Annotated in this window: 16 protein-coding genes and 1 pseudogene; 16 read left to right on the forward strand and 1 reads right to left on the reverse strand. The window is 67.7% G+C overall.

Annotated elements, in window-relative coordinates; genetic code table 11:
• Positions 1-165 precede the first annotated feature (165 nt).
• The 12 genes from C1A30_RS24945 (at position 166) to C1A30_RS25000 (ending at position 11,731) form a co-directional block, all read left to right on the forward strand.
• Complete coding sequence (locus tag C1A30_RS24945) at positions 166-1,128, forward strand: phosphate/phosphite/phosphonate ABC transporter substrate-binding protein (protein WP_101951004.1); 963 nt, start codon at positions 166-168, stop codon at positions 1,126-1,128.
• Complete coding sequence (gene phnC, locus C1A30_RS24950; protein ID WP_101951005.1) at positions 1,125-1,922, forward strand: phosphonate ABC transporter ATP-binding protein; 798 nt, start codon at positions 1,125-1,127, stop codon at positions 1,920-1,922. The genes C1A30_RS24945 and phnC overlap by 4 nt, the downstream gene beginning before the upstream one ends.
• Complete coding sequence (gene phnE, locus C1A30_RS24955) at positions 1,919-3,556, forward strand: phosphonate ABC transporter, permease protein PhnE (RefSeq protein ID WP_235010180.1); 1,638 nt, start codon at positions 1,919-1,921, stop codon at positions 3,554-3,556. Before phnC ends, phnE begins: the two co-directional genes overlap by 4 nt.
• Before the next feature lie 96 nt (positions 3,557-3,652).
• On the forward strand, positions 3,653-4,408 hold the full coding sequence (locus C1A30_RS24960; protein WP_101951006.1) for a GntR family transcriptional regulator: 756 nt from the start codon (positions 3,653-3,655) through the stop codon (positions 4,406-4,408).
• Positions 4,405-4,827, forward strand: a complete 423-nt coding sequence (locus tag C1A30_RS24965; protein WP_101951007.1) for a phosphonate C-P lyase system protein PhnG — start codon at positions 4,405-4,407, stop codon at positions 4,825-4,827. The genes C1A30_RS24960 and C1A30_RS24965 overlap by 4 nt, the downstream gene beginning before the upstream one ends.
• The gene (gene phnH, locus C1A30_RS24970; RefSeq protein ID WP_160112786.1) at positions 4,824-5,405 is read left to right on the forward strand and encodes a phosphonate C-P lyase system protein PhnH; all 582 of its coding nucleotides are present in this window, start codon (positions 4,824-4,826) and stop codon (positions 5,403-5,405) included. The genes C1A30_RS24965 and phnH overlap by 4 nt, the downstream gene beginning before the upstream one ends.
• The gene (locus C1A30_RS24975) at positions 5,405-6,523 is read left to right on the forward strand and encodes a carbon-phosphorus lyase complex subunit PhnI (protein ID WP_101951008.1); all 1,119 of its coding nucleotides are present in this window, start codon (positions 5,405-5,407) and stop codon (positions 6,521-6,523) included. The genes phnH and C1A30_RS24975 overlap by 1 nt, the downstream gene beginning before the upstream one ends.
• Positions 6,520-8,340 carry an alpha-D-ribose 1-methylphosphonate 5-phosphate C-P-lyase PhnJ gene (locus C1A30_RS24980; protein ID WP_101951009.1) on the forward strand — a complete coding sequence of 607 codons (1,821 nt, stop codon included), beginning with the start codon at positions 6,520-6,522 and terminating at the stop codon, positions 8,338-8,340. Before C1A30_RS24975 ends, C1A30_RS24980 begins: the two co-directional genes overlap by 4 nt.
• 83 nt (positions 8,341-8,423) lie before the next feature.
• On the forward strand, positions 8,424-9,092 hold the full coding sequence (locus C1A30_RS24985; protein WP_235010181.1) for an ATP-binding cassette domain-containing protein: 669 nt from the start codon (positions 8,424-8,426) through the stop codon (positions 9,090-9,092).
• A gap of 31 nt (positions 9,093-9,123) precedes the next feature.
• Positions 9,124-10,326, forward strand: coding sequence for an alpha-D-ribose 1-methylphosphonate 5-triphosphate diphosphatase (locus C1A30_RS24990; RefSeq protein ID WP_101951011.1), 1,203 nt, complete (start codon positions 9,124-9,126; stop codon positions 10,324-10,326).
• A complete protein-coding gene (locus tag C1A30_RS24995; RefSeq protein WP_101951012.1) occupies positions 10,323-11,162 on the forward strand; it encodes an inositol monophosphatase family protein in 840 nt (279 codons plus the stop codon). The genes C1A30_RS24990 and C1A30_RS24995 overlap by 4 nt, the downstream gene beginning before the upstream one ends.
• Positions 11,159-11,731, forward strand: a complete 573-nt coding sequence (locus tag C1A30_RS25000; protein ID WP_101951013.1) for an HD domain-containing protein — start codon at positions 11,159-11,161, stop codon at positions 11,729-11,731. The genes C1A30_RS24995 and C1A30_RS25000 overlap by 4 nt, the downstream gene beginning before the upstream one ends.
• On the opposite strand, the pseudogene C1A30_RS36175 reads toward C1A30_RS25000, so the two are convergent.
• Positions 11,668-11,892 (reverse strand): annotated as a pseudogene (locus C1A30_RS36175) (hydrolase); the annotation flags it as partial. The gene C1A30_RS25000 and the pseudogene C1A30_RS36175 sit on opposite strands and share 64 nt — an antisense overlap.
• 235 nt (positions 11,893-12,127) lie before the next feature.
• Here C1A30_RS36175 and rpsF point away from each other — a divergent pair.
• From rpsF to rplI, 4 genes are all read left to right on the forward strand, one after another.
• On the forward strand, positions 12,128-12,418 hold the full coding sequence (gene rpsF, locus C1A30_RS25010) for a 30S ribosomal protein S6 (protein WP_101951014.1): 291 nt from the start codon (positions 12,128-12,130) through the stop codon (positions 12,416-12,418).
• Positions 12,419-12,498: 80 nt separating this feature from the next.
• Complete coding sequence (locus C1A30_RS25015) at positions 12,499-13,005, forward strand: single-stranded DNA-binding protein (RefSeq protein WP_101951015.1); 507 nt, start codon at positions 12,499-12,501, stop codon at positions 13,003-13,005.
• A 42-nt stretch (positions 13,006-13,047) separates the two neighbouring features.
• Entirely contained in the window at positions 13,048-13,302 is a 255-nt protein-coding gene (gene rpsR, locus C1A30_RS25020; RefSeq protein ID WP_101951016.1) for a 30S ribosomal protein S18, read from the forward strand.
• A 19-nt stretch (positions 13,303-13,321) separates the two neighbouring features.
• Positions 13,322-13,777 (forward strand): 50S ribosomal protein L9, encoded by a 456-nt coding sequence (gene rplI, locus C1A30_RS25025; RefSeq protein WP_101951017.1) that lies wholly within the window; start codon positions 13,322-13,324, stop codon positions 13,775-13,777.
• The last annotated feature ends 313 nt before the right edge of the window (positions 13,778-14,090 follow it).

The following is a 14,090-nucleotide window of genomic DNA, read 5'->3' on the forward strand; positions in this document are numbered from 1 at the left end:
ACCGGCTGATTGTGTTGGTGTACGGGCGGATTCGTGCGAAAGGGCGCCCCCAATGCACGCCCGGAGTTGGCCTACTGGTAACCCAACCGTCCCCTGGTCCGCATCGAGTGCCACCACCATCGGCACGTCCGGTGGAATCACCGTCGGGCGGAGAGGAGATACCCGATGTTCGCTGCTTCCCGACGGCCGGCCGGTACCGCCGGTATAGCCCTGCTGGCGGCGCTGCTGCTAGCGGCCTGCGGCCAGGGCGCCAGCGGCGCCGGTAGCACTTCATCCGGGGGTGGTCGCAACCCCGACCAACTCGTGATGGCGGCGGTGCCTGCCGAGAACGCGCAGAGTCTCCAGCAGGACTACAAGCCGGTCATCGCCATGTTGGAGAAGGCAATCGGCAAGAAGGTCACCTTCCAGAGCGCCACCAGCTACTCGGCCGTCATCGAGGCGCAGCGGTCAGGAAAGGTCGACATCGCCCAATACGGCGCGTTCTCTCTGATCACCGCACAGAACAGCGGCGTGAAGACCACGCCGGTGGCGGCCCAGGTGCTGAAGAAGGGGGCAACGCCCGGCTACCAGTCCTACGGGATCACCCGACCCGACACCGGCATCAAGACGCTCGCCGATTACAAGGGCAAGAAGGTCTGCTTCGTCGACCCCGCCTCGACGTCTGGCTACCTCTACCCGTCCGCTGCGCTGCTGAAGGCGGGAATAGACCCGACCAAAGACGTGACGCCCGTGATGGCTGGCGGCCACGACGCCTCCGTGCTCGCCGTACTCAGCGGTCAGTGCGACGCCGGCTTCGCCGAGGACAGCATGATCGACACCACCCTGCCGGGCAAGGGACAGCTGAAACCTGGCCAGCTGGACGTGATCTGGAAGTCCGATGTGATCGCCGGTGCGCCAATTGCCCTCAGCGATGACCTGGCACCGGATCTGAAGGCCAAGATCGCCGACGCGTTCAGCACCAAGGCCAACATCGACTACCTGAACACCAACGGCTTCTGCACCCCGAACTGCACGACCGCCGACGACTCCGGCGACTGGGGCTGGGCGAAGGTCGACAACTCGTTCTACGACGGGGTGCGCAAGGTTTGCGACATCACCAAGGCCAAGCAGTGCAGCGGTCAGTCATGACCGGCGACCCGAGCGGCGTGGCCATCCGATTCGAATCCGTCAGCAAGCAATTCGGTCCGGAAATCACGGCACTGCGGGATGTTTCGCTGACAGTCCAGCGGGGTGAGATCGTGGTGTTGCTCGGACTGTCGGGCTCGGGGAAATCCACGCTGCTGCGCCACGTGGACGGCCTGCACCGGCCCACATCCGGCACGATCACCGTGCTCGGCACCGACGTCGGCAGAGCGGCGGGCGTTGAGCTGCGCCGGCTTCGTCGTCGAGTCGGCTTCGTGTTCCAGCAGTTTCATCTGGTCGGCAGCCTGAGCGTGCTCGAAAATGTCTGCTCCGGTGCGCTCGGCCGATTGCGTGGACCGAGGCTGGGATTGTTCAGCTATCCGAAGGCGTTGCGCCACCAGGCGCTGGCGCACCTGGACCGGGTGGGACTGCAGGACACGGCCTTTCAGCGGGCTGACACCCTGTCAGGCGGTCAGCAGCAGCGGGTCGCGGTGGCGCGGGCACTGATGCAGCAGCCCGAGATCCTGCTCGCCGACGAACCGGTCGCCTCGCTGGATCCGGAGTCGTCGGCGCAGGTGATGCGATTGATCCGAGAGATCAGCGCGGAACGGCGGTTGACCGTGCTGTGCAGTCTGCATCAGGTCAGCCTGGCGTTGAGCTGGGGCGACCGGGTGATCGGTGTGCGCGGCGGGAGGGCGGTGCTGGACACGCCGGTGGCCACCCTCGATCGTGAGGACGCGATGGCTTTGTACGCGAAGGTCGGTGCAGCGCCGATGCCGGCGGCGGCTGCAGTCGGTTGACGACCACTGCGCCCCCGCCAGCGCTGCCGAATTCGGCGACAGCCAGGCGGCCGGCCCGCACTGCCGCCTGGCTCGTGCTCGCGGCGCTGGCGGCGTTGGGCTGCTGGGCTGTCGCCGATCTGCGCATCAACGTCGCAACTTTCGTCGACAGCGCCTCCAACGCCGCGGGTTTCGCGGCCAGAATGTTCCCGCTCGACTTTCCGTCGCTGGGTGAACTGCTGGCGTGGTCGGGCGAGACCTTGTCGATCGTGGTGTCCGCCACGTTGCTGTCGGTGGTCATCAGCGTGCCGCTGGCGATCATGGCCGCCGCCAACACCGCACCCGGACGTGTGACGCGCTACGGCTCGCGAGCCCTGATCGTTGTGGTCCGGGCGGTCCCGGATGTGGTGCTGGCCATCATCTTCTTCCGGATCTTCGGGCTCGGCTCGATGACCGGGGTCCTGGCGATGGGCCTGCATTCAGTCGGGATGGTCGGCAAGCTCTACGCGGACGCGATCGAACAGATCGAAGAAGGCCCCCGCACCGCGATCCGCGCCGCGGGCGCCACACCGACACAGGAACTGATCTCCGGGGTGCTCCCGCAGGTGCTGCCCGCATTCGTCGCGACCGCGCTGCACCGGTTCGACATCAACCTGCGGATCTCGGTGCTGCTCGGCTTCGTCGGCGTCGACGGCCTCGGCTATCAGATTGCCTTGGCGTTCAAACAAGTCGACTACCGCAGAGGTATGGCGCTGGCTGTCGTCGTACTGGCCCTGTGTGTGGGTGTCGAACTGCTATCCGGCTCCATTCGGCGGGTACTGCTGCGCAACGGCGGCGAACTCCGCGGTGCCGGGGCGCCGATGCAGCGCGGCGAACAGATCAGTCCGCCGTGGGCGCTGCGCCGGCTGCGGCGGCTCTGCTATGCGGTGGTGACGGCGTTGGTGATCGCCGCATCGGCCTGGGGCGCCGAATTGAACCCGCTGCGATTCCTGAGGTCGCTGCACGGAATCCCGCAAACAGCGGGGCTGTTCTGGCCGCCGCAGACCGGCGGAATCTTCACCACGCTGCTGGCCGATCTGTACCAGACGGTGGAGATTGCCTTGGGCGCCACCACGATCGGCGCAGTGTTGGCGTTGCCGCTCGGCGCGTTGGCGGCGCGCAACGTCGCACCGACGCCGCGCATCGCCCATGCGTTCCGGCTCCTGATCGTGGGTATCCGCGGTGTCCCCGAACTCATCCTTGCCGTGGTGTTCGTGGTGATAACCGGGCTTGGGGCCGTCGCAGGCACCTTGGCGCTGGCAGTCGGCGCGGTCGGGCTGCTCGGCAAGCTGGTCGCGGATTCGCTCGAGGAAGTGGATCCGGGCCCGGAGCAGGCCGTCCGCGCCACCGGGGCAGGACGCTGGCAGGTCTTCTTCACCGGAACGCTGCCACCGGCCGCGCCGGCCTTCGTCGGGCACGTGCTCTATCAACTCGACGTGAACATCCGGTCTGCGACGTTGCTGGGCATCGTGGGTGCAGGCGGGATCGGGTTCGATCTCCTCAGTGCAGCTCAGATCATCGAGTTCGGTTTGGTCACAACAATTTTGCTGATGGTATTCGTGACCGTGCTGATCGTCGAAGGGTTGGCCGTGTGGCTGCGGCACGAGTTGCGATGAGGTCCGCGACAACTGTTCGAGATGTTCACTTTCGGAGGAATCGGCGTTGGCCGCAGTGAAGTCGTCCGGACAAGCTGTCAGAGCACCGTGGCTGGCATGACGTCCACCAGATACCTTGACATCGCCGATCAGCTGGCCGGCGAACTGGCGTCGTGTGCGCCGGGCACCCGGGTCTGCAGCGAGCCGGAGGTCGCCAGCCGATTCGGTGTCGGACGGGCTGCGGCCCGTTCCGCACTGCAGGAGTTGGAGCGACGGCTCGTGGTGCGCCGGATCCAGGGCGCAGGCACGTTCGTCAACCGGCGTATCGACTATCTGATCTCTCGCACCAGGCCGGCGTCGTGGCACGCGACGGTTGCCGCCGCGGGCGCCGTGCCGCGATCGCAGACCAAGAACGTGGAGCGCACCGCGGTGCCCGCGGAAGACGCGGCACGCCTCGGGTGCCCGGCAGGCACCCCGGTCTACCGGGTCACCCGGCACTTCTTCATCGACGACCTGCTTGCCTCGGTGACCCAGGAACTGATTCCACTGGAGGCTGCCCCCGATCTCGACATTGCGCTGCACAGCTACGAGTCGGTCGACATGGTGCTCCGGCAGCTGGGCGGCGTCGAACCGGTGCGCGCATGGTGCCGGGCCAGCCTCGACATTCCGCCGTCGGAAGTGTTGCGGGAGTTGGGCATCGAGGCCAGCGTGCCCGTGTGGCGAATCGACAGCCTCAGTCGCGATGCCGCGTCGGGCGAGGTGCTGCTGACCAGCAGCGCGTGGACGCGTGCGGATGCGGTGCGGGTAGTGGTCGAGCTGGAAGACAACTCGGCGACCGGACAGAACCATGTCAAGGAAGACGGTGCGAAGTGAATCGCTCGCAGCGGTGCGGGCTGTTGGCCGAGGCCGAGGTCGGTGAACTGCGTGAGCTGGCCGACGCGTGCCTGGCAGACGGCGCCGAGATCCGGGTGCTGGTCGCACCCGAGGTCGGTTGTGTGTCGACACAGATCCGCGAACCTGTTGCAGGCGAACGGTTTCTGATCGGTGACGTACTGGCCTGCCGAGCGGAGGTCGAACTCGCTGGGCACCGCGGCTGGGCGATGCGACTCGGCGACGACCGGGCGGCGGTGTTGGCCGCGGCGGTGCTGGACGCCGAGGCCGAGGCGGGGCGCCCGCAGGCAGGCGCGATCGACGAGCTGTGTCGTGAGGTGGCCCGCAGGCTGGCGCAGCGCCATGACCGCGAATGGGCCGAATTGGCGCCCACCATCGTCGAATTCGAGGAGCTGACGTGACCGGAGTCTTCACCGCGGCGTTACACCCGACGGATACGCAGCAGGTGTTCCGTGCGGTGCTCGAGGCGCTGGCGCGACCGGGTAGCGCGATGATGCTGCCGGACGATCCGCTGAGAACGCTGGCGCCCGCGGTGATACCGATCTTCGCGCTGGCCGACCTCGGCACCGGTGTGTGCGTGCTGGAGCACGCGGAGGACCGGTGGGGCGATGCGGTCACGACGGCGACGGGTGCCCCACTGTGGCCTGCGGAGCTGGCCAGGTTGGTCGCCGTGCTGCGTCCGGTGACCGAAGCCGACGTCAGAGATTTCGCCAGGGGCACCGCCGCGGATCCGAGCGCGGCCGCCCTGGTGTCGATTGCCGTGCCCGAGGTGCACGGCGGTCCGCGCCGCTGGCGGCTGTCAGGCCCGGGAATCGCAGGCGAGACGACGCTCTCGCCGGTGGGTCTGCCGCCCGGATTCGTCGCCGCCAGAGCCGAAGCGGTGGCCGGCTATCCGGCAGGCATAGATGTCCTGCTGATCACCCTCGACGGCCGCGTCGTCGGGTTACCACGCACCACCTCGATCACGGAGGAGAACTGATGGGTTACGCGGGAGCACGCGGAGGCATGCAAGCCATCCTGGCCGCCGAGGATCTGGTTCGCCGGGGCCGCGATCATGCGCCGGTGCCATGGGCGTCGACGGAACAGATCACCGCCAGGTTCCGGTACGCGGTCGACCGCGTGATGGGTGAAGGCGCGCTGTACGACGAGGACACTGCGGCCGCGGCCTTGCGACAGGCGGAGGGTGATCCGCAGGAGGCTGCGCACCTGGTCCGCGCGCACCGCTCCACCTTGCCGCGGCTGGCGGTCAGCGAGCCTGCAGATCCCGACGAAATGGTGATCATGCGGCGCATCGTGTCGGCGTACCGCGACCCCGATGGACCTCAATTGCTGGGCCGTACAAGCGATTACACGCGTCGACTGCTTGACAAGCCGACAGCGTCCCCTGCTCCGGTCGAGGAGGCTGGAGCGGCCAAGACAACCAGCCAGCCGCGCACGCCAGAGCAATGCAGCCCACGCCGGTTCCTCGACCTGCTGCGCGAGATGGATCTGGCCGTCGACCATCGCGGCGGCGGCGACCCCGAACCGGTGGACATCTCCCGGGTACCCGCCCGGCCGCCCGCACCGCGCTCGGCCGTGCTCGCCGCGATGGCGCGCGCGGAAACCGGTGCGCTGGTGGCGTTGTGGTACCGGTCGATCCTCGGGCCGGACGGTGACATCCACGAGGTGACGCTCGGCGAGGTCCGGCACGGCCGCGTGCCGCTGCGGGTGAAGCATCCGCACACTGGGGACCCGGTGACGCTGGGGTCGTTCCGGGTCACCGAGGCCGAGGCGATCGAAGATCTCGACGGCGCCGACGAGGACCGCAGCCGCTTCGACGTCGGGTACGGGTTGTGCTTCGGCCACAACGAACGCAAAGCGATCGCAATGGCGGCGATGGACATCGCCAACCGCCGGTTCGGCCGGTCGGGACCGCTGGAGCAGTTGCTGCTGCTCACCACGGACGGGCTGGATTCCGGCGGCTTCCTTGAGCATCTCAAGCTGCCGCACTACGTGACATTCCGCTCGATGGTGGAGCGCAAGAAGGCGTTGCAGGACGCGGAGCGCGCTGAGGTGGCCGTCGCAGTTCCGGAAACGATTGGGGGACAACGCGCATGACGTCGACTGCAGAACTGCTTACCGAGTTGGCGGCCGAGGCCGCACCGGCCGGGATCCTCGACGAGGGTGCCAAGCGAGAAATTCGCCGCGCCGTACTGACCGCGGTCTGTGTGCCCGGATATCAGGTGCCATTCGGATCCAGGGAGATGCCGGTGGCCCGCGGCTGGGGTTCCGGCGGCCTGCAGGTGACGCTGGCAGTGATCGGTGCAGAAGACACCGTGAAAGTCATCGATCAGGGCGACGACGCCGGCGTGAACGCAACCAACCTGCGCCGGATGATCGCCGCGACGACCGGATGCGCCGAAACGGTGGACACGCGGGAGGCCACCGTCGTGCAGACGCGGCATCGAGTGCCCGAGGAGGCGCTGGGCGCAGGCAAGTTACTCGTCTTCCAGGTTCCGGTGGCCGAGGTGCTGCGCAAGGTGCAGAAGTCGGTCGCTGAATGCGAACGCATGCATGCCGAGAACGACTACGCCCTGATGTGGGTCAACCTGTACGAGGACATCGTGCACAACGGCATGATCACCAGGACCACCGGTTATCCGGTGCTGGTCGGCGGGCGCTATGTGATGACGACGTCGCCCGTGCCCCGCTGGGACGTTCCCCGGCTGCACCACAGCGAGCACATCAACCTCTACGGCGCGGGCCGGGAGAAGCGGATCATGGCCATCCCGCCGCACACCGATGTGACGCCGTTGACGTTCGATGACGTGCCGTTCGAGGTGGAGTACGCCGAGGGCGCGGTGTGCACACTGTGCGGCAGCGACGATGTCTTCCTGGTGCCCGCCGGCACCAGCGGCGGGTTCGTGTGCAGCGACACCGAATGGTGTGCGCGGGTGCGCGACGACGACGCCGACCGCGTCGCCCATCGCCAACGGTCCCCACTGCACTTACTGCCCGATCCGCGTAGGCGGGCCGCGGCGACGGCGGCGGCCTCGCGGAACCGCCCGGTCCCGCGCAGGCAGACCGGCAGCCCTGCCGCGGAGTGGCTGCTGCGTGTCGACTCGATCGGCAAGGTGCACGGTCCCGGTGGTGTGCACGCGGTGCCCGGCACCGGCCCCGGGTACGGCACCGCGGTCAGCCCCGACACGGGGGCCATCGTTGCGGCGTGGGATGTGTCCTTCGACGTCGCACCCGGCGAGGCACTCGGAGTGATCGGCGAATCCGGCTCCGGTAAGTCGACGGTCCTCAAGTGCGTGATCGGCGACGAACAAGCCACCGCGGGATCGGTCCATCTGGCCACGCTGGACGCGGGCCGGACAGACCTGCTCCGGTTACCCGATGCCGACCGGCGCCGGTTGCGCATCGACGGTATGGCGGTGGTGCACCAAAACCCGGCTGACGGACTGAATCTGCGGGTGAGCGCCGGCGGCAACATCGCCGAGCAGCTGACCGCGGCGGGCTGGCGGAACTACCACAACATCCGCAACCGCGCCGCGGAACTGCTTGAGCGGGTGGAAGTTCCGTTGAGCCGTATGGATGACCCGGTCGGCACGTTCTCCGGTGGGATGCGTCAACGGGTACAGATCGCCAAGGCGTTGGCCACCGAACCGCCGGTGGTGCTGCTCGACGAGCCGACGACAGGGTTGGATGCGTCGGTGGCGGCCGGGGTGGTCGACCTGTTGCGCAGCCTGCTGGCCGAACGCGATGTCGCGGCCGTCGTGGTCAGCCACGACTTCTCGGTCGTCGAAGCGCTGACCGATCGCACCATCGTCATGCATCTGGGACGCGTCATCGAAGCGGGTCTCACCGACCAGCTGTTCCACGATCCCCATCAGCCCTACACCCAGCGGCTCGTTGCCGCGGCCAGGAGGTGATAGCTGTGTCCGAAGCAAACACTGTGTTGTCCATTCGCGCGTTGCGAAAGTCGTTCACATTGCACACGATTGACGGGCGAACGGTGAATTCGCTGTACGATGTCGACGTCGATGTGCACCCGGGCGAACACGTCGCGCTGGCTGGGCCGAGCGGGGCTGGCAAGTCGTCACTGCTGCGCTGCGTGAACCGGACCTACCTGCCGGACTCCGGGTCGGTGGCCCTGCGGGTCGCGCAGGACGAGCGGGTCGAGCTGACCGGGCTGTCGGACCGGGCGATGGCGCGCCTCCGTGGTCGTGAATTCGGTTACGTGTCACAGTTTCTCAACGCGCCGCCGCGCACGGACCCGTTGGATGTGGTGGCGGCGACGGCGCGTAGGCGCGGGCTGAACCGGGCGGAGGCGCGGGATGCCGCGGTCGATGCGCTGCGGAGGCTCAACCTCGACGAGGCGCTGTGGGATGTGGACTGCTCGGTGCTCTCGGGTGGCGAGCGGCAGCGGGTGAACCTCGCAGCGGGCACCGTGTCGCCGCCCCGGCTGCTCCTGCTCGACGAGCCGGTGTCGGCACTGGACCCGGTGAACCGGGAGGCGGCGCTGGAGCTGATCGCATCGCTGACGGCGCAGGGCGTCGCGGTCCTCGCCGTCTTCCATGACCTCGCCGCGATGCGTCAGCTGGCGTCACGGGTGGTCCTCATGCGTGACGGCCGCATCGTCGGCGACGGCGCACCGAACGAAATGTTGGAGGGAGCCGCATGACTCGCAAGCGAGGAACTGGGGGGGACCGCGCATGACGACTGAGCTGTCCGAATCACGGTTGGGGCATTGGCCGTTGGCCGCGCCGCCGGACGATTACGTGTTGGGACACGTGCGGGCGGTGTTGCCCGATCGGGTGCTCGACGATGCGCTGGTCGCGGTGCGCGGCGGTCTGATCGCCGCCGTCGAGCCGCACCGGCCCGGCGTACAAGCCGATGTGGACGGGGAGGGTCTGCTGTGCATCCCCGGCTTGGTCGACACGCACAGCGACGGGCTGGAGAAGGAGCGGCTGCCGAGGCCCGGCGCCGAGTTGCCGCTCGACTTCGCGCTGCTGTCGTTCGAAGCAAAACTGCGCGCCGCGGCGGTCACAACCGTTTTCCACGGCACCGGATTCGAGAACAGCTTCGGGCGCGGCGTGCCGCGCACAGTTGAAGGCGCACAGCAGGTCTGCGCGGCGATCGACGCGCGCGCCGCCGACGGCCTGGTCGACCACCGGCTGCTCTACCGGCTCGATGTGCGGTCGGCCGACGGGCTGCGGGCGTTGCAGGAGCGGTTGGCCGATATCACCTCGCAACAGGTGCTGGTGTCGCACGAGGACCACACCCCGGGGATCGGCCAGTACGCCGACCGGCGCTACTACGAGCGCTACATCGTTGGGACCCGCGGCTTCTCGCAGGAGGAGGCGGTCGAGCACGTCGACGAGTTGATCGCCGAACGTGACAGCCGTCTCGGGTTGCGGGATGCGACGATGTCGTGGCTGAGCGAACAGGCGGGTGCGGGCCGGATCAGGCTGCTGGGGCACGATCTCACCTCGGCCGCCGAAGTCGAGGAACTGGTGGGACGCGGTGGCGCGGTCGCCGAGTTCCCGACCACGGTCGAAGCCGCAGAAGCCGCACGGGAGCGCGGCTTGCCTGTGGTGATGGGCGCGCCGAATGTGTTGCGCGGCAGTTCGCACAACGGCAATGCGTCGGCGCGAGAGTTGGTGGGCAGGGGCCTGGTGACCTCGATCGCGTCGGACTACCTGCCGTCTGGTCTGCTGGCCGCGGTCTTCGCTCTGGAGGGTGACGGGTTGCTTGCGTTACCGGCTGCTATCGGTCTGGTGACCGCGGGACCGGCCGACGTGGCGGGGATTACGGACCGTGGCCGATTGCAGCCTGGCCTGCGCGCCGATATCGCGTTGATCGCGACCGGGCCGCTGTGGCCGGTCGTGCATTCGGTCCTGGTGAGCGCCCGATGAGTCATATCGGCTGGCCGGTTCCAGAACCAGATGTGCCGCCGGGCACCCATCCTGTTCTCGCCGACGCGGTGCGGGCGGCGGCCGCCGAATTCGGTTCGGCCCGTGTGCAATACGACCGGGCTGCGCTGGCAGAGAAGGTCGAGATGGGCGCCGACGGCACACCGACGATGCGGTTGGACATCCTGGTCGACACGGCGATCGCCGCGGTCATCGACAAGCACAAGGTCAACCTGCTCAGCGAGGAGATCGGCGTCATCGACAACGGCTCGGCGCTCACCTTGGTGGTCGATCCGGTCGACGGTACCGCGAATGCGGCTGCGGGAGTGCCACTTTCGGCGTTCGCCGGCGTGCTTGCGATCGACGGCGTCGCAACCGAGGCGCTGACATGCTGGTTCGACACCGGGCGGTGCTGGCGTGCGGTCGCGGGCCAGCCCGCGCCCTACCGGACGACAGGTCGGAAGACTCTCGACGGTGCGGCAGTCAGCCTGCTGCGCCCGCACGGTCCCGATGACGACGCATGGTGGCGGGTTGCCAGAAGGGCTGCCCGGGTACGGATCCTGTCCACCAGTTGCCTGGAGGCAGCGCTGGTCGCTGAGGGGTCCACTGACGCGTTCGCCGATGCCGGGTCGGACACCCACCGGATCATGGATCTGGCGGCGGCGATGGTGATGGTGCCCGCGGCGGGCGGTGCGGTGCTCGACGTCCGGGGCAGGCCGCTGGAGCTCGATCCGGATCTGACCCGACGGTGGTCGGGGGTGGTGGCGGCGACGCGCGAGCTTGCCGAAGAGCTGGTCGACATCCTCAACGACGACGCGGATGGTAGGGACACGCAGTGACGCTGACCCGTGACGAGCTCGCCGGGCTGATCGATGGTCTCGCCGGGTTGCCCTACGGCGACGAGGTGGTGGATCAGCGCACCCATGCGCTGCAGACCGGGTGGTACGCCGCCGGTGCCGGTGCCGATGACGAGTTGCTGTTGGCCGCGGTGCTGCACGACGTCGGCCGGGCCACGCCGGTTCGCGCGCAGTGGCCGGAGCTCCCGCATGAGCTTGCCGGCGCTGAGTTCGCGAAGTGCCACGTCGGGCAGCGGGCCGCCTGGATCATCGCCGAGCACGTCCCCGCCAAGCGTTACCTGGTCGCCGCCGACAGCGCGTATCACGCGCACTTGAGCGCAGCGTCAGTGGCGTCGTTGATGCGGCAGGGCGGGCCGATGAACGAGACGGAGGTGGCGGTTTTCGCGGCGCACCCGAACGCCGAAGAGGCGGTACTGGTGCGGCGTTGGGATGACAACGCCAAAGATCCGAACGGGCCGGTGGTTTCGATCGTCGACGTGCTCGACGCCTACGGACGGCTGTGCGAAACGGCAGCCAACCGCCATTCGCCGGGGACGCCCTTCAGTTCGTGAGAGCCGCGGTCGTCGAACTCGAGACCTGACCCGATGACGAGGTCGCGCAGGGTGCTCGACACGAGCACGTCGTTGGGCCCGGCCAACGCGGCGACGCGGGCGCCGATGTGCACCGCGATGCCGCCGATGTCGTCGCCGCGGACTTCGCATTCGCCGGTGTGTCGAGAAGAACACGATGTCGCGCTCGCCCGGCGCCGACGCGCGATAGGCGACCCGCAATTCCCCGTTCAGCGCATAGCGCGTCTCGGAGAACATGGCCGCAGTGTAAGGCGCGGCGTAGGACGATTTCGCAGATCAGCTGCCATTGGAGTAGCCTGGGCCGGTTGCCGACGCAGGCGACCCTCCTGCCACGGAACGACCGTGGCCGACCAGACCGTAGGAGGTGATGGGTTCCTTATGCGTCCATACGAAATCATGGTCATCCTCGACCCCACACTCGACGAGCGCACCGTAGCTCCGTCGCTGGAGGCGTTCCTCAACGTGGTCCGCAAGGACGGCGGCAGTGTCGACAAGGTCGACATCTGGGGCAAGCGCCGGCTGGCATACGAGATCGCCAAGCATGCCGAGGGCATCTACGCCGTCGTCGATGTGAAGGCTGAGCCCGCGACCGTGTCCGAGCTCGACCGTCAGCTCAACCTGAACGAGTCCGTTCTGCGGACCAAGGTGCTGCGGACCGACAAGCACTAGTCGGAACGGCGTGTGCGCGTCGGAGTGCTTCCGTAGGCTCGCCTGCGACTGCCGCACACGGCCAACTCCAGGAGGAACTCGTGGCTGGTGACACCACCATCACCGTCGTCGGAAACCTGACCGCCGATCCGGAACTTCGCTTCACGCCGTCAGGTGCGGCCGTTGCGAACTTCACGGTCGCGTCGACGCCGCGCATCTACGACCGCCAGAGCGGGGAGTGGAAGGACGGCGAAGCGCTGTTCCTGCGCTGCAACATCTGGCGCGAAGCGGCCGAGAACGTGGCCGAGAGCCTGACCCGCGGATCGCGGGTGATCGTGCAGGGCAGGCTCAAGCAGCGCTCATTCGAGACCCGTGAGGGCGAGAAGCGCACCGTGGTCGAGGTCGAGGTCGACGAGATCGGCCCCTCGCTGCGGTACGCCACCGCCAAGGTCAACAAGGCCAGCCGCAGCGGCGGCGGTGGCGGCGGATTCGGCAGCGGCGGCGGCGGTTCCCGCGGCGGCGGCTCGGAAGCCAAGCAGGACGATCCGTGGGGCAGCGCCCCGGCGTCGGGCTCGTTCGCGGGCAGCGACGACGAACCGCCCTTCTGACAACCAACTTTCAATCAGTGATACCCGGAAAGAGATAGACACATGGCCAAGGCCAACAAGCGGCGCCCCGCGCCGGAAAAGCCCGTCAAGACGCGCAAGTGCGTCTTCTGCTCCAAGAAGGGGCAGGCGATCGACTACAAGGACACGGCGCTGCTGCGCACCTACATCAGCGAGCGGGGCAAGATCCGCGCCCGCCGGGTGACCGGTAACTGCGTGCAGCACCAGCGCGACATCGCGATCGCGGTCAAGAACGCCCGCGAGGTGGCGCTGCTGCCCTTCAGCTCGTCAACGCGATAGAGCAGGACAGGACGAAAAGATGAAGCTGATTCTCACTGCAGAAGTCGACCACCTCGGAGTATCCGGCGACATTGTCGAGGTCAAGGACGGCTACGGCCGCAACTACCTGCTGCCGCGCGGGCTGGCCATCGTCGCTTCCCGCGGAGCCGAGCGCCAGGCCGAGGAGATCCGCCGCGCCCGTGAGGCCAAGGCGGTACAGGGCCTCGAGCACGCGAAGGAGCTCAAGACCGCGCTCGAAGGCCTCGGTCCTGTCGAGCTGTCCGTCAAGTCGGCCAGTGACACCGGCAAGCTGTTCGGTTCGGTGATGGCGGCCGACGTCGTTGCTGCCATCAAGAAGGCCGGCGGACCGAACCTCGACAAGCGGACGGTGCAACTGCCCAAGGCGCACATCAAGTCGACGGGCACGCACCTCGTTGCCGTGCGGCTACACCCCGAGGTCGACGCCTCGGTGTCCCTCAACGTAGTCGCAGGTTAATTACCTCAGCGTCAATACGGCCGGGTGAAGACCATGATCGATCTTCACCCGGCCGTTGCTGTATCTGCTGGCGAACAACATGGCAGGTTCAGACCCCAGCGAACCTAACAAGCTGTTAACCTCTTGGGCCCTTGCGCGAAACACAACACGCCCGAGACCGCAACCAGGGCCGACACGCCGAGGCAATTGTCATCCACAGGTATGAACCACGGTTATCGTGCGGCTATCTGCGTGAATGCACTGAACAAAGAGGTCCATACACAGGTTCTCCCCAACGACTCAACATGCCCGTCCAGACCTATCCACACGCCAT

Source organism: Mycobacterium sp. 3519A (assembly GCF_900240945.1).
Lineage (GTDB): Bacteria > Actinomycetota > Actinomycetes > Mycobacteriales > Mycobacteriaceae > Mycobacterium.